Annotated in this window: 21 protein-coding genes; 15 read left to right on the plus strand and 6 right to left on the minus strand. The window is 66.9% G+C overall.

Going from position 1 to position 23,053, the window contains the following annotated elements; all coding sequences use genetic code 11:
- Positions 1–226: 226 nt before the first annotated feature.
- Positions 227–1,579: a nicotinate phosphoribosyltransferase gene (locus tag QVG61_RS05595; protein WP_289932373.1), complete on the minus strand. Its 1,353-nt coding sequence runs from the start codon at positions 1,577–1,579 to the stop codon at positions 227–229.
- Positions 1,576–2,175 carry a nicotinamidase gene (locus tag QVG61_RS05600; protein WP_289932375.1) on the minus strand — a complete coding sequence of 200 codons (600 nt, stop codon included), beginning with the start codon at positions 2,173–2,175 and terminating at the stop codon, positions 1,576–1,578. Before QVG61_RS05600 ends, QVG61_RS05595 begins: the two co-directional genes overlap by 4 nt.
- Before the next feature lie 144 nt (positions 2,176–2,319).
- On the opposite strand from QVG61_RS05600, the gene QVG61_RS05605 reads away from it, so the two are divergent.
- From QVG61_RS05605 to QVG61_RS05620, 4 genes are read left to right on the plus strand one after another with little or no spacing between them, the layout of a single operon-like run.
- Entirely contained in the window at positions 2,320–2,997 is a 678-nt protein-coding gene (locus QVG61_RS05605; protein WP_289932376.1) for a phosphoribosyltransferase, read from the plus strand.
- On the plus strand, positions 2,994–3,401 hold the full coding sequence (locus tag QVG61_RS05610; protein WP_289932377.1) for a hypothetical protein: 408 nt from the start codon (positions 2,994–2,996) through the stop codon (positions 3,399–3,401). The genes QVG61_RS05605 and QVG61_RS05610 overlap by 4 nt, the downstream gene beginning before the upstream one ends.
- Before the next feature lie 24 nt (positions 3,402–3,425).
- The gene (locus tag QVG61_RS05615; RefSeq protein ID WP_289932378.1) at positions 3,426–4,100 is read left to right on the plus strand and encodes a dienelactone hydrolase family protein; all 675 of its coding nucleotides are present in this window, start codon (positions 3,426–3,428) and stop codon (positions 4,098–4,100) included.
- Positions 4,097–5,083: a ribose-phosphate pyrophosphokinase gene (locus tag QVG61_RS05620; RefSeq protein ID WP_289932379.1), complete on the plus strand. Its 987-nt coding sequence runs from the start codon at positions 4,097–4,099 to the stop codon at positions 5,081–5,083. The genes QVG61_RS05615 and QVG61_RS05620 overlap by 4 nt, the downstream gene beginning before the upstream one ends.
- A gap of 157 nt (positions 5,084–5,240) precedes the next feature.
- On the opposite strand, the gene QVG61_RS05625 is transcribed toward QVG61_RS05620, so the two are convergent.
- On the minus strand, positions 5,241–6,263 hold the full coding sequence (locus QVG61_RS05625) for a hypothetical protein (protein ID WP_289932381.1): 1,023 nt from the start codon (positions 6,261–6,263) through the stop codon (positions 5,241–5,243).
- Positions 6,264–6,424: 161 nt separating this feature from the next.
- On the opposite strand from QVG61_RS05625, the gene QVG61_RS05630 reads away from it, so the two are divergent.
- Entirely contained in the window at positions 6,425–8,269 is a 1,845-nt protein-coding gene (locus QVG61_RS05630) for an adenosylcobalamin-dependent ribonucleoside-diphosphate reductase (RefSeq protein ID WP_289932383.1), read from the plus strand.
- Between the two features lie 178 nt (positions 8,270–8,447).
- On the opposite strand, the gene QVG61_RS05635 is transcribed toward QVG61_RS05630, so the two are convergent.
- Genes QVG61_RS05635 through map form a run of 3 tightly spaced genes read right to left on the minus strand, consistent with a single transcriptional unit; the run spans position 8,448 to position 12,290 of the window.
- Entirely contained in the window at positions 8,448–8,798 is a 351-nt protein-coding gene (locus QVG61_RS05635) for a cupin domain-containing protein (RefSeq protein ID WP_289932385.1), read from the minus strand.
- A complete protein-coding gene (gene glnD / locus QVG61_RS05640) occupies positions 8,795–11,494 on the minus strand; it encodes a [protein-PII] uridylyltransferase (RefSeq protein WP_289932386.1) in 2,700 nt (899 codons plus the stop codon). The genes QVG61_RS05635 and glnD overlap by 4 nt, the downstream gene beginning before the upstream one ends.
- 7 nt (positions 11,495–11,501) lie before the next feature.
- Entirely contained in the window at positions 11,502–12,290 is a 789-nt protein-coding gene (gene map, locus QVG61_RS05645) for a type I methionyl aminopeptidase (RefSeq protein WP_289932387.1), read from the minus strand.
- A gap of 263 nt (positions 12,291–12,553) precedes the next feature.
- Between map and rpsB the strand changes: the two genes are divergently transcribed.
- From rpsB to QVG61_RS05695, 10 genes are all read left to right on the plus strand, one after another.
- Positions 12,554–13,327, plus strand: a complete 774-nt coding sequence (gene rpsB / locus QVG61_RS05650; RefSeq protein ID WP_289932388.1) for a 30S ribosomal protein S2 — start codon at positions 12,554–12,556, stop codon at positions 13,325–13,327.
- A 104-nt stretch (positions 13,328–13,431) separates the two neighbouring features.
- Entirely contained in the window at positions 13,432–14,316 is an 885-nt protein-coding gene (gene tsf / locus QVG61_RS05655; RefSeq protein ID WP_289932389.1) for a translation elongation factor Ts, read from the plus strand.
- A gap of 438 nt (positions 14,317–14,754) precedes the next feature.
- Positions 14,755–15,489 carry a UMP kinase gene (gene pyrH, locus QVG61_RS05660; RefSeq protein ID WP_289932391.1) on the plus strand — a complete coding sequence of 245 codons (735 nt, stop codon included), beginning with the start codon at positions 14,755–14,757 and terminating at the stop codon, positions 15,487–15,489.
- 6 nt (positions 15,490–15,495) lie between these two features.
- The gene (frr, locus tag QVG61_RS05665; RefSeq protein ID WP_289932392.1) at positions 15,496–16,053 is read left to right on the plus strand and encodes a ribosome recycling factor; all 558 of its coding nucleotides are present in this window, start codon (positions 15,496–15,498) and stop codon (positions 16,051–16,053) included.
- Between the two features lie 15 nt (positions 16,054–16,068).
- Complete coding sequence (locus tag QVG61_RS05670; RefSeq protein ID WP_289932393.1) at positions 16,069–16,833, plus strand: isoprenyl transferase; 765 nt, start codon at positions 16,069–16,071, stop codon at positions 16,831–16,833.
- Positions 16,826–17,638: a phosphatidate cytidylyltransferase gene (locus QVG61_RS05675; protein ID WP_289932394.1), complete on the plus strand. Its 813-nt coding sequence runs from the start codon at positions 16,826–16,828 to the stop codon at positions 17,636–17,638. The genes QVG61_RS05670 and QVG61_RS05675 overlap by 8 nt, the downstream gene beginning before the upstream one ends.
- Complete coding sequence (gene ispC / locus QVG61_RS05680; protein WP_289932395.1) at positions 17,635–18,834, plus strand: 1-deoxy-D-xylulose-5-phosphate reductoisomerase; 1,200 nt, start codon at positions 17,635–17,637, stop codon at positions 18,832–18,834. Before QVG61_RS05675 ends, ispC begins: the two co-directional genes overlap by 4 nt.
- Positions 18,831–20,195 (plus strand): RIP metalloprotease RseP, encoded by a 1,365-nt coding sequence (gene rseP / locus QVG61_RS05685; RefSeq protein WP_289932397.1) that lies wholly within the window; start codon positions 18,831–18,833, stop codon positions 20,193–20,195. Before ispC ends, rseP begins: the two co-directional genes overlap by 4 nt.
- Before the next feature lie 33 nt (positions 20,196–20,228).
- Positions 20,229–22,511: an outer membrane protein assembly factor BamA gene (gene bamA, locus QVG61_RS05690; RefSeq protein ID WP_289932398.1), complete on the plus strand. Its 2,283-nt coding sequence runs from the start codon at positions 20,229–20,231 to the stop codon at positions 22,509–22,511.
- Between the two features lie 23 nt (positions 22,512–22,534).
- Positions 22,535–23,050: an OmpH family outer membrane protein gene (locus QVG61_RS05695; RefSeq protein WP_289932399.1), complete on the plus strand. Its 516-nt coding sequence runs from the start codon at positions 22,535–22,537 to the stop codon at positions 23,048–23,050.
- The last annotated feature ends 3 nt before the right edge of the window (positions 23,051–23,053 follow it).

Here is a 23,053-nt window from a genome sequence, read left to right on the forward strand (position 1 = left end):
CAGGGCGAATCTGGCCAAGCAGTTTGTTCGATCGCCCGCCGAAGCATAGCCGTCGCTATGGTTCAAGGGGGATCGGGCGAAATGCGACGCCAGATTTGGTCTGAACTCGAATAGGCACAAACTGTAACAGGGCACAATTGCTCGCATAGGTGATCACTGCCTTGATAAATACCGGAAAAATTACGCTTTCAAGGCCGCCTTCGTGCAATATGCGGGCTAACGGTTGTCAGGGGACAGCCGTGGCCGCAGCGTCGGCCTGCCGGGTGACTGCCTGCAGCGCCGGCGAGACGTCCACTGCATAGCGCGGCTCGGCCGCCTCCAGGCGGCGCAGCCGCTCCGGCAGGCGCTGCAGTTCCCGCGCGGCATGTTCCCGTATCCGTTCCAGGTCCGGCAGCGGCGCCAGCAGTCGGCCGCCGCGCATCACCGGCTGGAGCAGCGGCTCGCCCGGCTGGCGGTCGTCCAGGATGGTCAGGGTATCGCCCGCCAGCCGTCCCTGGTCGTCCAGACGGCGGTAGACCTGCTTGCGACCGGCCCAGGTCGCCTTGCCCTCGGAACGCTTGCGGCGTGGCCGGCCGGCATACTCCTGCAGCTTGTAGGCACAGTCCAGCGAGGGCGCGTCGCTGGAGACGTCCATGCGCGTGCCGATGCCGAAGCCGCTGATGGGCGCGCCCGCTGCGAGCAGGGCCTGCAAGCGGTATTCGTCCAGATTGCCGGAGGCGAAGATGCCGGTCTGCTGCAGGCCGCCGGCGTCGAGGATGGCCCGCACCCGACGGGCGTGCTCGGCCAGGTCGCCGCTGTCGATGCGTACCGCCTTGATGTGGATGCCGCGGGCCGCCAGCCGGGGGGCGAGTTCGACCACTTTCTTCGCCCCGGCCTCGGTGTCGTAGGTGTCGATCAGCAGCACCACATTGTCCGGGTGGGAGAGGGCGAAATGTTCGAAGGCCTGCATCTCGTCGTCATGGGCCTCGATATAGGAATGGGCCATGGTGCCGAACAGCGGGATGTCGAAGAGCTGTCCGGCGAGCACCGTGGCGGTGCCGTTCAGCCCGGCCAGATAGGCGGCGCGCGCGGCCAGCAGCCCCGCCTCCCCGGCATGGGCGCGGCGCATACCGAAATCGACCAGCAGGGCCTCGGCTGCGGCCAGGCGCATGCGTGCCGCCTTGGAGGCGATCAGGGTCTCGAACTGCAGCAGGTTGATGATCCGGCTCTCGATCAGCTGGGCGACGGGCAGCGGGGCGGTGACGCGCAGGATGGGTTCGTCGGCGAAGAAGGCGGTGCCCTCGGGCATGGCGTCGACGTCGCCCTCGAAGCGCAGCCCGGCCAGGTAGTCGAGCAGCGGGCGGCGGAAGCGGCCGCTGGCCTCCAGCCATTCCAGTTCCCCGGCCTCGAAGTGCAGCGCCTGGAGAAAGTCGATGACCCCGGCCAGCCCGGCCGCGAGCAGGAAGTTGCGCTCCCGGGGCAGGCGGCGGACGAAGAACTCGAACACCGCCGTCTCCTCCAGGCCATGATCGAGATAGGACTGCATCATGGTCAGCTGGTAGAGGTCGGTGAGCAGGGGGCTGTCGCTACGGTATCTCATGCCGTCAGCTCTTCGCAGCGTGCCAGCCTAGCGCCGGCCCCGAGCATCTCCTGCAGGGCGCGCTCGCCGTCGCCGGGCCGGACGTCCACGGCACGGACCGCATCGCCGAGCAGCACCACCCGGAAGCCGGCGCGCAGGGCATCCCGCACCGTCTCCAGCACGCAGTAGTCGGTGGCCAGCCCGCCGATGAATAGCCGTTCCACACCGGCCTCGCGCAGGCGGCTCTCCAGCCCGGTTCCCTGGAAGCCGGAATAGGCCTCCTGGCTGGCATGAGTCGCCTTGGAGACGATCAGGGTGTTCGCGGGCAGCTGCAGGGTCTCCGGGAAGGCGGCGCCGGGCGTGCCGGCGATGCAGTGGGCCGGCCAGGGGCCGCCCTGTTCCCGGAACGAGCAGTGATCCCGCGGATGCCAGTCGCGGGTGGCGATCACCGGCAGGCCAAGCCGGTCGAACAGGGCGGCGCAGCGGTTCAGGGGGGGGATCACCCGATCGCCCTCGGGGACCGCAAGGCTGCCGCCGGGCAGGAAGTCGTTCTGCACGTCGACGATGAGCAGGGCATCGCCGGGAGCGAGGTGGAACGCACTCGGGGTCTCAGCCACGGTCCGCCCCCGTTCCCCGATCGCTCACCAGTGGCCCCGGTCCATGCGGCTGCGGTTGTGATCGCTTGATGTGGGACAACATAAAAACCGCCGTATTTTTACTATGCTTGCCTATATTACGGTAGCACGCAGGAGGCAACAGGGATGCAACTACCTATACCCGATCGCCGCGCCGCCGGCCAGGCACTGGCCGAGGCCCTGCAGGGTTACCGCGGACGGAAGGATCTGATCGTCCTGGCCCTGCCGCGCGGCGGGGTGCCGGTGGCGGCCGAGATCGCCGATGCCCTGCAGGCACCGCTCGACCTGATGCTGGTGCGCAAGCTTGGGGTACCCGGCTACCCCGAGCTGGCCATGGGGGCGATCGCCAGTGGCGGCGTCCAGGTGATGAACGACAGCGTGCTGCGCGGCAGCGGCATCGGCCCCGAGGCGATCCAGGCCGTGGTGGAGGCGGAGCGCCGCGAGCTGGTACGCCGCGAACGGGCCTATCGCGGTGACCGCCCCTGGCCGAAGCTCGAGGGGCGCTGCGTGATCCTGGTCGACGACGGCCTCGCCACCGGCGCCACCATGCGTGCCGCGGTCGACGCGGTGCATGTCCAGCGGCCGGCCCGCATCGTGGTCGCGGTGCCGGTGGCGCCGCCGGATACGGTACGCATGCTGCAGCGGAAGGTGGACGAGGTGGTCTGCCTGTTCCAGCCCGAGCCCTTCATGGCCATCGGCCAATGGTATGTGGATTTCTCCCAGGTCTCGGACAGCGAGGTCGAGGCGCTGCTGGCCGAGCGCTGGGGATCCCGGGCTTCGGCGCCGGGCGAGGGGGCGGAATGACAGACATCGAGGTGCCTGAGGCCCAGTGGCCGGCGTTCTGTGAGGCCTTCAGCCTGGAACATCACGGCTGGCTGGTGAATGTCAGACGGGTGGCGACCGACCTCCTCGGCCGCGACCGGGCCGCTGCCATCGAAGCCGGACATCTCTTGGCGCAGGAGCAGCCACTGCAGGGGATCAGCCTCCAGCCAGGGGATGAGTGGCCGCGGCTGGAGGTCAGTGTCGGCGAGGCAGGCCGGCCAGAGTGCTTTCCGGTCGCGGCAGTGAGGCGACTGTTCCGGGAACGGGTCAATGAGCAACACCAGGGGTTGCGGATCGACGCCAGTGACGGTCAGAGCCTGCTGGTGGAGTTCCGTACGCCGGCACGTCCAGAATCCCTGGACGGCCTGGCGGCATCCGAGTTGTGATGCCGGCATCAAGGGGAATGCAGCATGACTGATCAGCCCTCGATAGCGACCCACGAGATCCTGGTTCAGGCCGGGGCGCAGGCTCTGCCCGGCTTCCTGACCCTGCCGGCGTTCGCGACGGGGCTGGTGATCTTCGTTCATGGCAGCGGCAGCAGCCGTTTCAGCACGCGCAACCGCTATGTCGCCGAGGTGCTGAACAGCGGCGGGCTGGGCACCCTGCTGTTCGATCTGCTGACCCCGGAGGAAAACGAGATCGATCTGGTCACCCGTGCGCTGCGCTTCGATATCGGCCTGCTCAGCGAACGCACCGTTGCCACCCTCGACTGGGTGGCCGCCGAGCCGGCCCTGGCCGCGCTGCGGATCGGCCTGTTCGGGGCCAGTACCGGTGCCGCGGCGGCGCTGAATGCCGCGGCCGAGCGGCCCGGGCAGGTGGCCGCCGTGGTCTCGCGTGGCGGGCGTCCGGATCTTGCCATCCCCAGGCTGCCGGAGGTCGAGGCACCGACCCTGCTGATCGTCGGCGGTCTGGACACGCCGGTCATCGAGATGAACCGGGAGGCGGCCCGTCACCTGCGTGCGCCCTGGCGACTGGAGATCGTCGAGGGCGCGACCCACCTGTTCGAGGAGCCGGGCACCCTGGAGCAGGTCGCGATCCTGGCCCGCGACTGGTTCCTGCAACACCTGGCGGCTGCCGCAGCATGAGCCAGGGTGCGCTGCGCCTGTTTGCCCTCGAGGCCAGCCGTGACTATGGCCGGGCGGTGGCCCGCCATCTGGGGATCGATCTCGGGTTACACGAGGAACGCGGGTTCGAGGACGGCGAGCACAAGGCACGCCCCCTGGAGAGCGTGCGCGGCGCCGACGTCTTCGTCATCGCTTCGCTCCATGGCGACGAGCGCTTCAGCGTCAACGACAAGCTGGTGCGCCTGCTGTTCTTTCTCGGCGCGCTGCGTGATGCCGCAGCAGGCCGGCTCACGGCGGTCGTTCCCTATCTCTGCTATGCCCGTAAGGACCGCAAGACCAAGTCGCGCGATCCGGTGACCACCCGCTATGTCGCGGCCCTGTTCGAGGCCGTGGGCGTGGATGGGGTGATGACACTGGATGTGCACAATCTGGCCGCCTTCCAGAACGCCTTCCGCTGCCGAACCGAGCATCTGGAGGCGCGGCCCCTGTTCGTGGAGCACTTTGCCGCCCAGGTGGGGGACGCGCCGCTGGTCTGCGTGTCACCCGATGTCGGTGGCATCAAGCGGGCCGAACGCTTCCGGGAATCCCTGAGCCGGCGTCTGGGGCGGGCGGTGGACAGTGCCTTCATGGAGAAGAAGCGCAGTGCGGGTGTGGTCAGCGGTACGGCGCTGGTCGGCGAGGTGGCGGGTCGCACGGCGATCATCATCGACGACATGATTGCCGGTGGCACTACCCTGGCCCGTACCGTCGAGGCCTGCCGGGCAGGCGGGGCGGCACGTATCCTCGCGGCGGCCACCCATGGCCTGTTCGTGGGCGATGTGGGCCACAAGCTTGCCCTGCCGGCCCTGGAACAACTGGTGATCACCGACAGCGTGGTGCCTTTCCGCCTGGCGGGCACACCGGCGGCGGAGCGTCTCGTCGTCCTCGACAGTGCCAGGCTGGTCGCCGAGGCGATCCACCGCATGCACGAGGGCGGTTCCCTCGTCGAGCTGATGGCGGACTGAGAGCCGTCGAGGCCTGCTTTTCTTGGAATCGCGGCCTGGAGGCCGCTCCTACGGGGCATGGCGGCACCCTGGCAGGGGCGGCCTCCAGGCCGCGATCAGTCACCGGCCGGAAACTCATGGCCTGGCTGCCGTCGGGTTTTTTCGCGTCGCTGTCGGCTCAGTCCAGCAGTTCAATATGGCTGCTGGCCAGCTGGAGGTAGGCGCGGGTCTTGCGCGCCCATTTCCCGGAGGAGCCGCGCGGCGGGTGGTCCTGCAGGTGGGCCGCGGACAGCTTGGCCCGGAGCAGGGCGCGGTGGCTCTTGTAGAAGGCGATCAGCGCCGTCGGTGGCCGGTCGGCACAGCGGCTTGCGTAGCTGTCGAACAACAGCGGGCCGATCCACAGCGCACCGGCGGCCTCGCATTCCATGCTCAGAAAGGCGAGCTCGTCCGCCGGGTCGAGCAGCCGGAAGTCGCGCTTGAATTCCAGGCAGTCGATGAATACCGGTGGTTCGATCAGGCAGACGTGCTCGGGACGCAGGTCGCCGTGGGCCTCGATGATGCGCCCCGCGTCGGCCCGCGCCTCGATCAGAGGCGCCTGCCGGTCGAGGAAGCCAAGCAGGGTCTGGCCGACGGCCTCGACCTGTCCGGCCGGCAGCTCGCAGGCGGCGGTCGCCAGCGCCTGCTGGTTGTCGTGTATGGCCGCGAGGAAACGCCGCCGGTAGTCCGCCCCACTCATGTCGACCGGCTTGGCGCGGCGGTAGAAATCCGCCAGCACCTCTCCGACCCGGCGGATCTCCGCTTCCTTGAGCGCGCCGCGTTCGATCAGCTGGTCGAGCATGCGTTCGCGGGGAAGGCGCACCATCTTCACCAGCCAGTCGATCGTCCTGCCGTCACCATCCAGGGCCAGCCGCCCATCGGCCTCCAGGGTCAGGGCGACCAGGCCCAGGTAGACCCGGGACGCCAGGCGGCGGTTCAGACGCAGCTCTTCCTGGCAGTCGTGATGCCGACGCTCCAGGGTGCTGAAGTCGAGAAAGTCGTAGCGCACCGGCTTCTTCAGCTTGTACACCCGGTGCTCGGTGAGGAACACCCAGGACATGTGGGTCTCGACGACCTCGACCCTGTGCGGATGGTCGGGGTAGGCCGCCGGCCGGCTGAGGAAGGCGACCTTGTCCTCGATGTCCACCGACTGTCGTTTGCTCATGGGCGGCCCTGGCGCGGCTGATTGCTGGCAGGGGATTCCTGCCGTTTCGACGATAGGCGTTCGGCCGCCGCATCTCAAGTTTCACGGACTCACGGGGCAGTGGAAGACGACGAAGCATCCGGGCTAGACTGCAGCAGATGCTTCCGCCACTGGAGTGGACCGTGACCGAGCCCTACCTGAACACCCCGCTGGCCCGGCATATCTGGGAGACCAAGTACCGGCTGCAGGCGCCGGAGGCTGCCCCCGAGCCGGACATCGAAGCGACCTGGTGGCGGGTGGCACGCAGCCTGGCGGCCGTGGAGTCCAGGGAGCGGGAACACTGGGCGCGACGTTTCTACGCCATCCTCGAGGATTTCCGCTTCCTGCCCGGTGGCCGCATCCTGGCCGGTGCCGGCAGCGGTCAGCGGGTGACCCTGTTCAACTGCTTCGTGATGGGTGTCATCGAGGACAGCCTGGACGGCATCTTCGAGCGCCTCAAGGAGGGGGCGCTGACCATGCAGGCCGGCGGCGGCGTCGGTTACGACTTCTCGACCTTGCGTCCGGCAGGCAGCATGGCGAGACACAGCGGCCGCATCGCCTCGGGCCCGGTGTCCTTCATGCGCATCTGGGATGCCATGTGCGCCACCATCATGTCCACCGGTTCCCGCCGCGGCGCCATGATCGGCAGCCTGCGTTGCGACCATCCCGACATCGAGGCCTTCGTGGATGCCAAGCGCGAACCCGGGGCGCTGCGCCACTTCAATCTCTCCGTCCAGATCACCGATGCCTTCATGCAGGCCATCGAGGAGGATGCCGACTGGCCGCTGCTGTTTCCCCTCGATCAGTTGCAGGCGGGCGGACAGGGCGAAGTCCTGGAACGCGAGTGGACCGGGCGGCGGGAGCCGGTGCCTTGCCGGGTGTTCCGGCGGCTGCCGGCCCGCGAGCTATGGGAGAGGATCATGCGCGCGGCCTACGAGACCGCGGAACCGGGGGTGCTGTTCATCGACCGCATCAATGCCCTCAACAACCTGGGTTACCGGGAGCAGATCACCACCACCAATCCCTGCGGCGAGATCCCGCTGCCGCCTTATGGCGCCTGCGATCTGGGATCGATCAATCTGCCGCGCTTCGTGCAGGCTCCCTTCAGCAGGGCGGCGCGCCTCGATCTGGAGGGGATCCGCGAGACGGTGATCCTCGCCACCCGGCTGCTGGACAACGTGATCGACGCCTCGCAGTTTCCCCTCCCGGCCCAGGCCGAGCAGGCGCGCGGTGCGCGCCGCATCGGTCTCGGCATCACCGGCCTGGCCGATGCGCTGATCATGCTCGGCCTGCACTATGGCGAGCCGCCGGCGCGGCGCCTGGCGGCCGAGGTCATGCAGACCGTCTGCCATGCCGCCTACCGCAGTTCGCTGCAGCTGGCGCAGGAGAAGGGGGGCTTTCCCTTTCTCGAGGCGGAGGCCTATCTGCAGCGTCCCTTCATCCGTGCCCTGCCGGCGGACATCCGCCAGGGCATTGCCGCGGGCGGCATTCGCAACAGCCATCTGACGGCGATCGCCCCCAACGGCACCATCAGCCTGCTGGCCGGCAACGTCTCCAGCGGCATCGAGCCGGTGTTCGATTTCCACCACCGGCGGCGGGTGCTGGATGCCGGCGGCGGCTACCGGGTGTTCGAGGTGGAGGACTACGCCTACCGGCTATGGCAGCAGGGCGCGGGAGCGGAGGCGGAACCGCCGCCGTTCTTCGTCAATGCCCGCACGCTGGCGCCGCAGGCCCACCTGGAGATGCAGGCGGCGCTGCAGCCCTTCGTCGACAATGCCATCTCCAAGACCATCAATGTGCCCGAGGACTATCCCTTCGAGGCGTTCCGCGGTCTCTACCACAGTGCCTACCGGGCCGGGGTGAAGGGCTGCACCACCTTCCGTCCGACGGCCCTGCGTGGCTCGGTGCTGATCAGCGAAGGGGAGGCCGGGCTGGAGGAGGGGGCGATCAGCCCGCACTGCTGCAGCATCGAGCGCGAGGCCGACTGAAGGCCGAATACGACCTGCTGGATGGCCGGGTTAATAGCTGCCCAGGGCCTCTTGACACCACGCCGATCGCGGCCTGGAGGCCGCTCCTACCAGGGTGCCCCATGCGCCGTAGGAGCGGCCTCCAGGCCGCGATCCCCGGCGGCAGAACACAACCTATTCGGTTGCCGGGTTAGTAAAGTCAGTTACCTCCGTTCCCGGCGGCGAGGCCGAAATAGAACAGGCGCAGGGGGTGGTCGTGGGGATTGCTCAGGCGGTGCTCTTCGCCGGGTTCCACCCACAGGCAATCGCCGGCGGCCAGGGACAGGGTGTTGCCGTCGATCTCGGCCTGTCCCTGGCCGGACTCGACCAGGAAGATCTCGTGCATGTCCGGGTGACGATGGGGCCGGGTGTGCTGGCCGGGCTGCAGGCTGACGCGCGCCAGCTGGGTGAGCGGCGCCAGCTCGCCCGCCTCCAGCAGGATCTCCTTCATCATCTGCGGATCGTGGCTGACCGGCGCCCGCCGGGCCGTGCGGGCGGCGATGTGCTTCATGACGCCGCCTCGCGCAAGGCGTTGAGGATGTGCCGGCGCAGGCAGTCGAGGATGGCTTCATCCTCGATCGCCCGGTGATTCTGGTCGGTGATGTAGAAGACGTCCTCGGCGCGCGAGCCGAAGGTGGCGATGCGCGCGTTCTCCAGATTCACACCGCAGGCGGTGAAGGCGCTGCCGACCAGCGACAACAGGCCCGGCCGGTCGCCGGTGACCAGTTCCATCACCGTGCGCCGGTTGGCCTCGTCGCGGCTGAAGTCGATCCGGGTGCGGATGTCGAAGTGCCGGAACTGGCGCGGCATGCGCCGCGTCACCCGTGGCCGCTCGCCGCCCGCCGCGGCCAGTCCCCGGCGCAGCACCTCGTGGATCTGCTGGATCTGGTGTTCGTCCTGGATCGGCTGGCCGCGGTTGTCCAGTACCAGGTAGGTGTCCAGCGCATGCTGGTCATGGCTGGTGAGGATGCGGGCGTCGACGATGTTCAGGCCCAGCTGGTCGAGCAGCGCGGTCATCTGCTCGAAGAGACCGCGGTGGACCCGCATGTAGACGAAGATGCCGGTGCCGCCGCGCTCATGATTGGGGCGGATGGCCACCACGGGTTCGCCCTCCGTGCGGCGGCGCAGGATGGTATGGGCATGCCAGACGATCTCCTCCGCCGAGTGACGCAGGAAGTACTCGTCGGCGAACTGGCTCCACAGGGCCTCGATGTCCGCCGTCTCGAAGTCGTCGGCCTGCAGCTTGTCGAGGGCCTCGCGCCGCCGGGCGGCGATCAGCTCGGCCTGATCCATGGGGTTCTCCAGGCCGCGGCGCAGTGCCTTGGCCGTGGACTGGTAGAGATCGTAGAGCAGCGAGCCCTTCCAGGAGTTCCACAGCGTGGGGTTGGTGCCGCGGATGTCGGCCACGGTCAGCAGGTAGAGATAGTCCAGGCGGACACGGTTGCCGACCTGGCGGGCGAATTCGTTGATCACCGCCGGCTCGCTGATGTCGCGGCGCTGGGTGGTGGTGGACATCAGCAGGTGGTTGCGCACCAGCCAGGCGACCAGCCGGCTGTCGTGGTCGGACAGGCCGTGATGGCGGCAGAAGGCCTCGGCGTCGCTGGCGCCGAGTTCGGAATGGTCGCCGCCGCGGCCCTTGGCGATATCATGGAACAGGCCGGCCAGCAGCAGCAGCTCCAGCTTGGGGATGGTCTTGATCAGCTCGCTGGCAAAGGGCAGCTCGTCGGCGAATTCCTCGACCGTGAAGCGGCGCAGGTTGCGCACCACGAACAGGGTGTGCTCGTCCACGGTGTAGGCATGGAACAGGTCGTACTGCATCTGGCCGACGATGCGGGCGAAGGCCGGGATGTAGGCGGCGAGAATGCCGTAGCGGTTCATGCGCCGCAGTTCGTGGGTGACGCCCTGTGGCTGGCGCATCAGTTCCATGAACAGGCTGCGCGCCCGCAGGTCGTTGCGAAAGTCGTCGTCGATCAGATGACGGTGATCGCGGATCAGCCGGATGGTGGCGGCGCGCACGCCCTTCAGCGCCGGGCGTTCGGCGAGCAGCAGGAAGACCTCGAGCAGGGCGAAGGGGTAGCGCTCGAAGATGCCGGGGTGGCTGACCTCGAGGAAGCCGTGCCGTGACTGGAAACGGCGGTTGATGGGCTGCGGCTCGCCGGGGTCGTCGGCGTGCAGGATGTGCTCCTTGAACAACTGCAGCAGCATCTCGTTGAGCCGCTCCAGCTCCATCACCGTCTGGTAGTAGTCCTTCATGAACAGCTCGACCGCCAGATTGGGGCTGTCCTTCGCCGCCCGGTAGCCGAACAGCTCGGCCAGGCTGCGCTGGTGGTCGAACAGCAGCCGGTCCTCGCGGCGCCGGCTCAGGGTGTGCAGGGCGAAGCGGATCCGCCAGAGAAAGGACTGGCCCTCGATCAGGGTGCGGTATTCGTGGTCGGTGAGAAAGCCGTGCTCGACCAGGCCGTGCAGGGTGGTGCAGCCGTAGTGACGCTTGGCGACCCAGCCGATCATCTGGATGTCGCGCAGCCCACCCGGGTTCTCCTTGATGTTGGGTTCCAGGTTGTAGGCCGTGTCGTGGAACTTCAGGTGGCGCGCCTGCTGTTCCTTCAGCTTGGCCTCGAAGTATTCCGGCCCGCTCCACATGCGGTCCGCCGCGGTGACCCGGCGCATCGCCTGGAACAGCGTCTCCGCGCCGGCCAGCAGACGCGCCTCCAGCAGGTTGGTGGCCACGGTGATGTCGGCCCGGCCCTGCTCGATGCAGTCGGCGATGCTGCGCACGCTGTGTCCCACCTCCAGTCCCAGATCCCAGAGGGCGGTGAGGAAGGCCTCGATCTGCGCCGCGTGGCGGGCCTCGGCCTCCTCCTCGAGCAGGATCAGCAGATCGATGTCGGAGCCGGGCAGCAGTTCGGCGCGGCCGTAGCCGCCGACCGCCACCAGGGCGATGTCGTCCTGGCTGGTGCCGAACAGATGGCGCCAGGCATGCTGGATCAGCCGGTCGCACAGCCAGCAGCGGCCGTAGACCAGCTGCACGGCGTCGGCCCCCTGTTCGAAGTGCCGGCGCAGGGCGGCATCGCCCCGCTTGAGCGCCTCGCGCAGCAGCGGCAGGGGCGTCTCGCAACCGGCCAGGTCACGTTCCAGGGCGGGCCCGTCGAGCAGGCCGTCGAGAGCCGGCCGCCCCGGGTACAGGTCGAGGGGTTCGAGGGTGGACATGGCGGCCTCAGGGGAGGATGGGCATGTGGTCGAGCGATTCCTCAGGGTGCAGGGTCAGCACCTCGACGCCGCTCTCGGTGACCAGCACGGTATGCTCCCACTGGGCCGAGGGGCTGTGGTCCTTGGTGACCACCGTCCAGCCGTCGGCCAGGAGCCGGGTGAAGCGCTTGCCCGCGTTGACCATCGGTTCGATGGTGAAGGTCATGCCCGGCTGCAGCTCCAGACCGGTGCCCGGTGTTCCGTAGTGCAGCACCTGCGGCTCCTCATGGAACTCGCGGCCGATACCGTGGCCGCAGTACTCGCGGACGATGGAACAGCTGTGACTCTCGGCATACTGCTGGATGGCATGGCCGATGTCGCCGAGGCGGACCCCCGGACGCACCATCTCGATGCCGATACGCATCGCTTCGTAGCTGACCTGGACCACCCGTTTCGCCTTCAGCGGGGGTTCGCCGATCAGGAACATGCGGCTGGTGTCGCCATGGAAGCCGTCCTTGATCACCGTGATGTCGATGTTGAGGATATCGCCCGCCTTCAGCGGCTTGTCGCCGGGGATGCCGTGACAGACCTGGTGGTTGAGCGAGGTGCAGATCGACTTCGGGAAGCCGCGGTAGTTGAGCGGAGCCGGGATCGCCCCCTGCTCGTTGACGATGTAGTCGTGGCAGATGCGGTCCAGCTCCGCGGTGGTGACCCCGGCGCGCACGTGCGGACGGATCATCTGCAGCACATCGGCGGCCAGGCGCCCGGCGACACGCATCTTCTCGATTTCTTCGGGGGTCTTGATGATTACGCTCATGCAGTTGGAAATCCCGGTCTGGCCGCGCTGCGGCGGGGCGCGCAGGGCCCCTTGGCAACGGCGGCGAATTGTTGGAGGGGGGAGTTTATGGTATAAAGTGCGGCTTGTTAAGTTGTTGACCCCACAAGGGGTAAGGCAATCTTGACAAAATTCGCACACGCGCCGACACATGTGGCGGGGTGCCCGGGGCGGGCCGGCAGGCCGGCTTCGGGTTGCCGCATGGGGCGCGTGGAGGCCAAACCCTGACAATCGGAGTCAATTCAATGGCAGACGTCACCATGCGCCAGATGCTTGAGGCAGGCGTACATTTCGGGCACCAGACCCGCTTCTGGAATCCGAAGATGGCACCTTACATCTTCGGCGAACGCAGCAAGATCCACATCATCAACCTCGAGAAGACGCTCCCGCTGTACAACGAGGCGATGAATTTCATCGGCAGCCTGGCCGCCAAGGGCGGCACCATCCTCTTCGTGGGCACCAAGCGCGCGGCGCGCGAGGTGATCGGCGAGGAGGCCAAGCGCTGCGGCATGCCCTATGTCAATCACCGCTGGCTGGGCGGCATGCTCACCAACTACAAGACGGTGCGCCAGTCCATCAAGCGTCTCAAGGAGCTGGAGACCATGGCCGAGGACGGCAGCTTCGAGCGGCTCAGCAAGAAGGAGGCGCTGATGCTGCGCCGCGAGCTGGACAAGCTGGAGCGCAGCCTGGGCGGCATCAAGGACATGCGCGGTATCCCCGACGCCCTGTTCGTGGTCGACGTCGGACACGAGAAGATCGCGGTCAGTGAGGCCAGGAAGCTGGGCATCCCGGTGGTCGGCGTGGTGGACACCAACAACTCGCTGGACGGTGTGGACTACGTGATCCCCGGCAACGACGATGCCATCCGCGCCATCCAGCTCTATGTGCGCGGTGCGGCGGATGCCGTGCTCAGCGCCAAGGGCAGCAGCGTCAAGGCCGCCGGCAGCGAGGACGAGTTCGTCGAGATCAACGAGGCAGCGGAGGCCAAGGAGGCCGGCGAAGGCGCCGCCTCGGCCTGATCGACCGGTCCTTATCTTGCAGCCCGGACAGGTCCGACCTGGCCGGGCTGTTTTTGAATTCTCATTGTTCAAGAAGCAACAGACATACTTTGGGAGATGAGCGCATGGCAATCTCAGCCGCACAGGTAAAGGAACTGCGGGAACGCACCGGTTCCGGGATGATGGAATGCAAGAAGGCACTGGTCGAGGCCGACGGCGACATGGAAGCGGCCATCGAGGCGCTGCGCAAGTCGGGTCTGGCCAAGGCCGACAAGAAGGCCGGCCGGGTCGCTGCCGAGGGGCTGATCGTGATCGAGATCAGCGCCGACGGCAAGGAGGCGGCCCTGGTCGAGGTCAACTCCGAGACCGACTTCGTGGCCAAGAAGGACGAGTTCCAGGACTTCGCCCGCCAGGTGGCGAAGCGGGTGCTGGCCAGCAAGCCGGAGTCGATCGAGGCCCTGCTGGAGATGCCGCTGCGTGACGGCGAGGATACCACCGTCGACATGGCGCGCAAGGAGCTGGTCGCCAAGCTGGGCGAGAACATCGGTGTGCGTCGCTTCGAGCTGGTGCAGACCGACGGCACCCTTGGCTACTACCTGCACGGTTCGCGCATCGGTGTGCTGGTCGAGCTGGAGGGCGGCGACGAGGCCCTGGCCCGCGACATCGCCATGCACGTCGCCGCCAGCCGTCCGCTGTCGGTGTCGGCCGACGACATGCCGCAGGAGGTGCTGGACAAGGAGCGCGAGATCATCGTCGCCCAGGCCCAGGAGAGCGGCAAGCCGGAGAACATCATCGAGAAGATGGTCGAGGGCCGGATCCGCAAGTTCCTCGCCGAGGTGACCCTGCTCGGTCAGCCCTTCGTCAAGGACCCGGACACCACGGTCGGCAAGCTGCTCGACAAGAGTGGTGCCAAGGTGCGCAGCTTCCGCCGCATGGAGCTGGGCGAGGGCATCGAGAAGAAGCAGGAGAACTTCGCCGACGAGGTGATGGCGCAGGTTCGCGGCGACTAGCCGCGGTGACGGGGGCAGCGGAGGTTTTGCCGCTGTCGGCCGTGAGCATGACGGGGCCGCCTAGCCCGGATATTGCACCAAGGATTCGATTCTCAGGGCGGAGCTGGCAAAGCAGCTTGGCCGATCACCCGCAGAAGCATAGCCGTAGCCATGGTTCAAGGGGGATCGACCAGGATGCGCAGCCAGATGCGTCCTGAAATCGAACAGGCACAAACCGTACCCCGCCACGAGGGTCCATTTGCGAGCCTCCTGGCCTTGTATACCAGCCTGCACTCCGATTCATAGGGGCCGCCTTGGCGCAATATCCGGGCTAGCGGCCCCGTCGTGTGCATGGCATTTGCTTCAAAAAAAGACGACAATAGGCGCGGCGCGGGGCCAGGGCGACTATCGGCCTGGCCGCGGACGCATATTGCAATCCACTAATATATAAGCACAAACATGACAGCATCCTGCCCGAAATATCGACGCATCCTTCTCAAGCTGAGCGGCGAGGCCCTGATGGGCGCGCAGGAGGCCGGCATCGATCCCGCGGTGTTGCTGCGCTTTGCCGAGGCGATCCACGACATCGTCAGCGACGGCGTCCAGGTCGGCCTGGTGATCGGCGGCGGCAACATCTTCCGCGGCGCCGGGCTGGCGGCGGCCGGCATGGACCGGGTCAAGGGCGACCAGATGGGGATGCTGGCCACGGTGATGAACGCGTTGGCCATGCAGGATGCCCTGCAGCGCCTGGGCAGCGAGGCGCGGGTCATGTCGGCGCTGCCCGTCGCTGGCGTCTGCGAGGGCTTCTCGCGCGACCAGGCGCTGCGTCATCTGGACCAGGGCCGGGTGGTGCTGTTCGCGGCAGGCACCGGCAACCCCTTCTTCACCACGGATTCCGCGGCCAGTCTGCGTGCCATCGAGATCGGTGCCGACATCCTGTTCAAGGCGACCCAGGTCGACGGCGTCTACACCGACGATCCGCAGACCAACCCCAAGGCGGAACGCTTCGATCGCCTCAGCTACGACGAGGCCCTGGCCCGCAAGCTGATGGTGATGGACGCCACTGCCCTGGTGATGTGCCGTGACCACGACATGCCGCTGATGGTTTTCAACATTCACCAGCCGGGCAACCTGATGCGCGCCGTCTGCGGCGAGCCGGTGGGCACGCTGGTGCTCAGGGACACAACGGAGTAAGGGCGGATGATCGACGAAATTATCGAGGATGCCAAGGTTCGCATGGGCAAGAGCGTGGAGTCGCTGAAGACCGATCTCAGCAAGCTGCGCACCGGTCGGGCGCACACCAGCCTGCTCGACCACATCATGGTCGACTACTACGGCAGTCCCACGCCGCTGAAACAGGTGGCCAACGTCGCCGTGGAGGATGCCCGGACCCTCACTGTCACCCCGTGGGAGAAGAACATGGTGCAGGTGATCGAGAAGGCCATCCTGGAATCCGACCTCGGCCTCAACCCCAACACCGCGGGCACGGTGATGCGCATCCCGCTGCCGCCGCTGACCGAGGAGCGGCGCAAGGACATGATCCGCCTGGTGCGCCAGGAGGGTGAGGCCGCCCGGGTGGCGATCCGCAACATCCGGCGTGATGCCAACAACGACTTCAAGGAGCTGCTCAAGGAGAAGGAGATCTCCGAGGACGATGCGCGCCGCGCCGAGGAGCGGGTGCAGAAGCTCACCGACCAGTTCGTCGCCGAGATCGATCAGATCCTGCAGGCGAAGGAAAAGGAACTGATGGAGATCTGAGCGGATCCCCTTCCCATGTCCGAGATCAGCCAAATCGACAGCCGGCTGCTGCAGGAGAGACCGCAGCACATCGCCATCATCATGGATGGCAACGGCCGCTGGGCGCGTCGTCGCGGCCTGCCGAGACCGGCCGGACATCGCGAGGGGGTCAAGGCGGTGCGCGGCATCGTCGAGGCCTGCCGCAACCAGGGGATCGGCGCGCTGACCCTGTTTGCCTTCAGCAGCGAGAACTGGCGCCGGCCGCGCACCGAGGTGCGGCTGCTGATGGACCTGTTCATCAACACCCTCAAGCGCGAGGTGCGCGACCTGCACGCCAACAACGTCCAGGTCAGCTTCATCGGTGACCGCAGCGCCTTCTCCGACAAGCTGCGCCGGCTGATGGACGAGAGCGAGTCCCTGACCGCCGACAACGACGGTCTGCGGCTGGCCATCGCCGTCAACTACGGCGGCCGCTGGGACATCGTCGAGGCGGCGCGGCGCCTGGCCGCCGAGGCGCGGGACGGCGATCTGGATCCGTCCGAGATCGACGAGGAAAACTTCAGCGCCTGCCTCAGTCTGGCCCAGCTTCCGGAGCCGGACCTGTTCATCCGTACCGGGGGCGAGCAGCGGATCAGCAACTTCCTGCTCTGGCAGCTGGCCTATACCGAGCTCTATTTCACCGAGACCCTCTGGCCCGACTTCGATGCCCAGTGCCTGAGCGAGGCGCTGGAGTGGTTTGCCGGGCGGCAGCGCCGCTTCGGCCACACCGGCGAGCAGGTGGAGCGCCTGAAGGGTGCTTGAGGTCCGGATTCTCAGCGCGCTCATCCTGATCCCCCTGGTTATCTGGGCCGTGCTGGCGCTGCCGGCACCGGGCTTCGCCGCGGCCAGCGGCCTGCTGCTGCTGGCTGCCGCCTGGGAGTGGACGCGCCTGGTGCCACTCGCCGGCCTCCCGACCCGTCTCGCCTTCCTTGCCGTGCTGGGCCTGCTGCTCGGCGTGCTCTATCCGCTGCTCGACCAGCCGGCCGTCTCCCGGGCAATCGCCTCGGGTGCGCTGCTGTGGTGGCTGCTGGCCGGGATCTGGCTGCGCTGGCCGCACTGGGGTCAGGAACGGGCCGGGTTGAAGGCGGTGCTGGCCCTGCCGGTCCTGGTGCCTGCCTGGGTGGCGCTCAATCTGCTGCAGGGGCAGGGCGGAACCGGTCCCCAGCTGCTGCTGTTCATCCTGGTGCTGATGTGGGTGACCGACAGCGCCGCCTATTTCACCGGCCGGGCCCTCGGCCGTCACAAGCTGGCTCCCCGGGTCAGTCCGGGCAAGACCTGGGAAGGGGTGGCCGGCGGCCTCGCGGCCAGCGGCCTGGCTGGCGCGCTCGCCGCCCTCTGGTTCGGCTGGGACGGTCCTGTGCTGGCTGGCTTCGTGCTGCTGGCGCTGGCCTGCAGCGCCCTGTCTGTGGTCGGCGATCTGTTCATCAGCCTGCTCAAGCGTCAGGCGGGCCTCAAGGACAGCGGCCAGCTGATTCCCGGCCATGGCGGGGTGCTGGACCGGATCGACAGCCTGCTTGCGGCCGCGCCGCTGTTTGCCTTCGGCATCCAGATGATGGGGGTGGCATGAGACCTTGCGGACTCTGTGTGCTGGGGGCGACCGGTTCCATCGGTCGCAGCACCCTGGACGTGGTGGCCCGGCATCCACGGCGGCACCGGGTGCTGGCGCTGACTGCCAACCGCGACGTCGACGGCCTGTACGAACTCTGTCGCCGGCACCGGCCGCGCTATGCGGTGCTGGCCGATCCTGCCAGCGCCCGGCGGCTGGAGGAACGGCTGGGGCAGGAGGGCCTGCCGATCGAGGTGCTGGCCGGTGTCGAGGGCCTGCTGCGGGTGGCGGCCCTGCCCGAGGTGGACGCGGTGATGGCGGCCATCGTCGGTGCCGCCGGTCTGCCCCCCGCGCTGGCCGCGGTGCGTGCCGGCAAGCGCGTGCTGCTGGCCAACAAGGAGGCGCTGGTGATGGCCGGCGCCCTGTTCATGCGCGAGGTTCGGGCGCACGGTGCCCTGCTGCTGCCGATCGACAGCGAGCACAATGCCATCTTCCAGTGCCTGCCGGCGGATTTCAGCCCGGGCCGCCGGCCGGCCGGGGTGCGCCGCATCCTGCTCACCGCTTCCGGCGGGCCGTTCCGCGATACCCCGCCGGAGCAGCTGGAGCGGGTGACCCCGGAACAGGCCTGCGCCCACCCCAACTGGGACATGGGCCGCAAGATCTCGGTCGATTCGGCGACCATGATGAACAAGGGGCTGGAGGTGATCGAGGCCTGCTGGCTGTTCGACCTGCCCGCCGAACAGGTGCAGGTGGTGGTGCATCCGCAGAGCGTGATCCACTCGATGGTCGACTATGTGGACGGATCGGTGCTGGCCCAGCTCGGCAATCCCGACATGCGCACCCCCATTGCCCATGCCCTGGCCTGGCCGGAGCGCATCGATTCCGGCGTCGAGCCCCTGGACCTGTTCGCGGTCGGCCGGCTCGACTTCCGGGCGCCTGATCCGGACCGCTTCCCCTGTCTGGCGCTGGCCTACCGGGCCTGGCGCGAGGGCGGCACCGCGCCGGCCATCCTCAATGCCGCCAACGAGGTCGCGGTGCAGGCCTTCCTCGACGGCCGCCTGGGTTTCACCGCCATTGCAGCGGTCATCGAGGCCTGTCTCGACGGCCTGGATCCGCGGCCCGTGGAGGATCTCGACGGTCTGCTCGAGGCCGATGCCGAGGCCCGGCGGCTGGCCGAGGCGCGGATCGCCGAGATGGCGCAGAGGAGCGTCTCGTGAGCGGCATCCTGTTCACCCTGGCGGCCTTCGTCCTGGCGCTCAGCCTGCTGGTCACGGTGCACGAGTTCGGCCACTTCTGGGTGGCGCGGCGGCTCGGTGTGCGCGTGCTGCGTTTCTCGGTCGGCTTCGGCAACCCCATCTGGCGCTGGCAGCGCAGCCCCGAGGATGTGGAGTTCGTGATCGCCACCATCCCGCTCGGCGGCTATGTGAAGATGCTCGACGAGCGCGAGGGCGAGGTGCCGCCCGAGCAGCTCGATCGTGCCTTCAACCGCAAGCCGCTGGCGGCACGCATGGCGGTGGTGGTGGCCGGCCCGCTGTTCAATTTCCTGTTCGCCATCCTCGTCTACTGGATGATGTATGTCGGTGGCGTACCCGGGGTCAAGGCGGTGGTCGGCGAGGTGCTGCCGGACACGCCCGCGGCCGAGGCCGGCCTGCAGCCGCGCGATCAGCTGCTGCGAGTCGATGAGCGCGAGACGCCGACCTGGCAGACGGCGGTCCTGGCGCTGCTCGACGGCGCGCTGGATCACCGCGATCTGCAGCTCGAGGTGCAGGGTGGCGACGGGGTGCTGCGCCGGCTGACCCTGCGCCTCGACGGCGTCGATGACCTGCTCGATCGCGGCAACCTGCTGGAGCGGCTCGGTATCCGCCCCTGGCGGCCGGTCCTGCCGCCGGTGATCGGCAAGCTGGTGGCCGGCGGAGCGGCGGAGCGGGCCGGGCTGCGGCCTGGTGACCATATCCTCTCCGCCGACGGCCAGCCGATCCCGGACTGGAGTGTCTGGGTGGAGTATGTGCAGGCCCGCCCCCAGCAGCCGATCCGCCTCGAGGTCGAGCGCGACGGCCAGCGTCTGCAGCTCGATCTGCAACCGGAACGGGTGGAGATCGACAACCGGGACATCGGGCGCATCGGTGCCTATCCCGAGGTGCCTGAATCGCTCGGCGCCGAGCTGCGCACCGAGATCCGCCACGGGCCGCTGGAGGCCATTGGCCCGAGTCTCGCCAAGACCTGGGAGATGACTGCCCTGACCCTGCGCACCCTGTGGAAGATGCTGGTGGGGGAGGCCTCGGTGGAGAACATCAGCGGCCCGATCAGCATCGCCCAGTATGCCGGCCACACGGCGAGCATGGGGCTGGCCAGCTTCCTCGGTTTCCTCGGTGTGGTCAGCATCAGCCTGGGTGTGCTCAACCTGCTGCCGATCCCGGTACTGGATGGCGGCCACCTCTTGTATTACCTTATTGAGCTTTTCAAGGGCAGCCCGCTGTCGCCCGAGGCGGAACTGTTCGGTCAGCGGATCGGCATTGCCATCCTGCTGGCCCTGATGAGCCTGGCCGTCTTCAACGATTTTTCACGTCTGCTGAACTGACAACGCTACCAACAACAGTCGGACCCGCATCAAATGAGATCACGCCTTTCCGCCCTCTTGCTGGCCGTCCTGGTCACCAGTCACGCCTGGGCCTTCGAACCCTTCGTCGTCAGGGATATCCGGGTCGAGGGATTGCAGCGCATCACCGCCGGAACGGTGTTCAACTATCTGCCGGTGAAGATCGGCGAACGCTTCGACGATGCGCGTTCCGAGGCGGCGATTCGGGCGCTGTTCCGTTCCGGCTTCTTCAGGGACGTGCGCATCGAGCGTGAGGGTGACGTGCTGGTGGTGGCGGTGCAGGAGCGGCCGGCGATCTCCAGCATCGAGATCAGCGGCAACGAGGACATCGAGACCGAGCCGCTGCTCGACTCGCTGAAGCAGATCGGTTTCGCCGAGGGCCGGGTATTCAATCGATCCCTGCTGGACAAGGTGGAGCAGGAACTGCGCCGCCAGTATTTCTCGCGTGGCAAGTACGCGGTGCGTATCGAGAGCACGGTTACACCGCTGGAACGCAACCGGGTCGGGATCAGCATCCAGGTCTCGGAGGGACGCGCCGCGCGCATCAAGCACATCAGCATCGTCGGCAACAAGGTATTCGATGACGAGACGCTGCTCGACCGTTTCAAGCTCAGTACCCCGACGCTGCTCTCCTTCTACACCCAGGCCGACCAGTATTCCAAGCAGAAGCTGGCCGCGGACCTGGAGACCCTGCGCTCCTTCTATCTCGACCGCGGCTACATCAATTTCAACATCGATTCCACCCAGGTTTCGATCACTCCCGACAAGAAGGACATCTATATCACCATCAATATCACCGAAGGCGAGCAGTTTCGCGTCAAGGAGGTGAAGCTGGCCGGTGACTTCGTGGTGCCGCCGGAAGAGCTGTTTCCGCTGGTCGGTATCAATCCGGGGGACATCTTCTCGCGGCGCTATGTGACCTCCACGGTGGACGCCATCGGCGAGTATCTCGGCGACCAGGGTTATGCCTTCGCCAACGTCAATACCATTCCCGAGGTCGACGAGAAGCAGCGGCTGGTGACGGTGACCTTCTTCGTCGATCCGGGCAAACGGGTCTATGTGCGGCGCATCAACATGGTGGGCAATACGCGCACCCGTGATGAGGTGCTGCGCCGCGAGATGCGGCAGATGGAGGCTGGCTGGTTCTCGGCCTCGGCGGTGGAACGTTCCCGCACCCGCCTCGACCGGCTCGGTTACTTCGAGGAGGTGAACGTCGAGACGCCCAGCGTGCCCGGCACCCCCGATCAGGTGGATGTCAACTATTCGGTGACCGAGCGACCCTCCGGCAACCTGCTGCTCGGCCTCGGCTATTCGCAGACCTCGGGCATCCTGTTCAACGCCAGCGTCAGTCAGAACAATTTCCTGGGCACCGGCAAGCAGGTGAGCTTCAGTTTCAACAACAGCCAGGTCAACACCGTCTACAGTTTCAACTATGTCAATCCCTACTACACGGTGGACGGGGTGAGCCGTGGTTTTGGCGCCTACTTCCGGCAGACCGATGCCAGCCAGGCGAACCTGGCCAGCTACAACGTCGACACCTACGGTGGCAATGTCAGCTTCGGCGTGCCGATCAACGAGTTCGACCGGGTGCGGCTGAATGCCGAGTTCGAACACCTGGAACTCTCCCAGACCGCCTTCTCGCCCCAGGTGGTGGCGGATTACATCAACGCGCAGGGCGATACTTTCGACAACATCCGCCTCACTGCCAGCTGGGCGCACGACACCCGCAACAAGGCCCTGTTCGCCGATCGTGGCATGTTGCAGCGATTGTCCGCCGAGGTGACCCTGCCCGGACTCGATCTGCAGTACTACAAGATCAACTACCGGCATTTGCTCTACGTGCCCCTGACCCGCTATCTGACCCTGTCGCTGAATGGCGAGATCGGTTATGGTGACGGCTACGGTGACTATGATCAGCTGCCGTTCTTCAAGAACTTCTATGCCGGCGGTGTGCGCTCCATCCGCGGCTTCCAGGACAACACCCTGGGTCCCAAGGACAGTGCCACCAGGCAGCCGATCGGCGGTGCCTTCAAGTTGCTCGGCAATGTCGAACTGTATTTCCCGCCGCCGCTGCTGTCGGAACTGAAGTCCTTCCGCATGAGCACCTTCTTCGACATCGGTAACGTCTTTGCCGATTTCAACGACTTCGAGGCCGGCGAACTGCGCTACTCGGTGGGTGTCGGCGCCACCTGGCTGTCGCCACTCGGCGCCCTGACCTTCAGTCTGGCCAAGCCCCTGAACGAGAAGGAGGGGGATGACACCCAGATCTTCCAGTTTACAATTGGTACCAACTTCTAGATCGGGCAGGGGGCCCAGAAGCGATGAAAAGACATATCCACAGTATCCTGCTGCTCTGTGCTTTGCTGCTGCCGGGGCTGGCGGCAGCCGAGGTCAAGGTCGGTTTCGTCAACACCGCCAAGCTGATGGAGAAGGCGCCGCAGGCCAAGGCCGCGATCAGCAAGATGGAGGCGGAGTTCGCGCCACGGGAGAAGGATCTGGTTGCCCTGCAACGCGAAATCAAGAGCAAGGAAGAGAAGCTGGCTCGCGACGGCGCAGTGATGAGCGAGGCCGAGAGGTCCAAGCTGGAACGCGAACTGATCAGCCGCAAGCGCGAGCTGAAGCGTTCCCAGGACGAGTTCCGCGAGGATCTCAACATTCGCCGCAACGAGGAACTGTCCAAACTGCAGCGCCGCCTCTACGAGGCCATCGTCACCCTGGCCAAGGAGGAGAAGTTCGATCTGATCCTCAGTGAAGGTGTGGTCTTTGCCAGCAAGCGCATCGACATCACCGATGCCGTTCTGCAGCATCTCGACAAGGCCTTCAAGTCGTCCAAGTAGCCG

This window comes from Thiohalobacter sp. IOR34, from assembly GCF_030406045.1.
GTDB lineage: Bacteria > Pseudomonadota > Gammaproteobacteria > Thiohalobacterales > Thiohalobacteraceae.

Coding starts and splice junctions, on each gene's coding strand:
- QVG61_RS05670 (WP_289932393.1), top strand. CDS start 16,069: ATGTCCGAGATCAGCCAAATCGACAGCCGGCTGCTGCAGGAGAGACCG.
- QVG61_RS05615 (WP_289932378.1), top strand. CDS start 3,426: ATGACTGATCAGCCCTCGATAGCGACCCACGAGATCCTGGTTCAGGCC.
- tsf (WP_289932389.1), top strand. CDS start 13,432: ATGGCAATCTCAGCCGCACAGGTAAAGGAACTGCGGGAACGCACCGGT.
- frr (WP_289932392.1), top strand. CDS start 15,496: ATGATCGACGAAATTATCGAGGATGCCAAGGTTCGCATGGGCAAGAGC.
- QVG61_RS05635 (WP_289932385.1), bottom strand. CDS start 8,798: ATGAAGCACATCGCCGCCCGCACGGCCCGGCGGGCGCCGGTCAGCCAC.
- QVG61_RS05625 (WP_289932381.1), bottom strand. CDS start 6,263: ATGAGCAAACGACAGTCGGTGGACATCGAGGACAAGGTCGCCTTCCTC.
- bamA (WP_289932398.1), top strand. CDS start 20,229: ATGAGATCACGCCTTTCCGCCCTCTTGCTGGCCGTCCTGGTCACCAGT.
- QVG61_RS05695 (WP_289932399.1), top strand. CDS start 22,535: ATGAAAAGACATATCCACAGTATCCTGCTGCTCTGTGCTTTGCTGCTG.
- glnD (WP_289932386.1), bottom strand. CDS start 11,494: ATGTCCACCCTCGAACCCCTCGACCTGTACCCGGGGCGGCCGGCTCTC.
- ispC (WP_289932395.1), top strand. CDS start 17,635: ATGAGACCTTGCGGACTCTGTGTGCTGGGGGCGACCGGTTCCATCGGT.
- map (WP_289932387.1), bottom strand. CDS start 12,290: ATGAGCGTAATCATCAAGACCCCCGAAGAAATCGAGAAGATGCGTGTC.
- rpsB (WP_289932388.1), top strand. CDS start 12,554: ATGGCAGACGTCACCATGCGCCAGATGCTTGAGGCAGGCGTACATTTC.
- QVG61_RS05610 (WP_289932377.1), top strand. CDS start 2,994: ATGACAGACATCGAGGTGCCTGAGGCCCAGTGGCCGGCGTTCTGTGAG.
- QVG61_RS05620 (WP_289932379.1), top strand. CDS start 4,097: ATGAGCCAGGGTGCGCTGCGCCTGTTTGCCCTCGAGGCCAGCCGTGAC.
- QVG61_RS05605 (WP_289932376.1), top strand. CDS start 2,320: ATGCAACTACCTATACCCGATCGCCGCGCCGCCGGCCAGGCACTGGCC.
- pyrH (WP_289932391.1), top strand. CDS start 14,755: ATGACAGCATCCTGCCCGAAATATCGACGCATCCTTCTCAAGCTGAGC.
- QVG61_RS05595 (WP_289932373.1), bottom strand. CDS start 1,579: ATGAGATACCGTAGCGACAGCCCCCTGCTCACCGACCTCTACCAGCTG.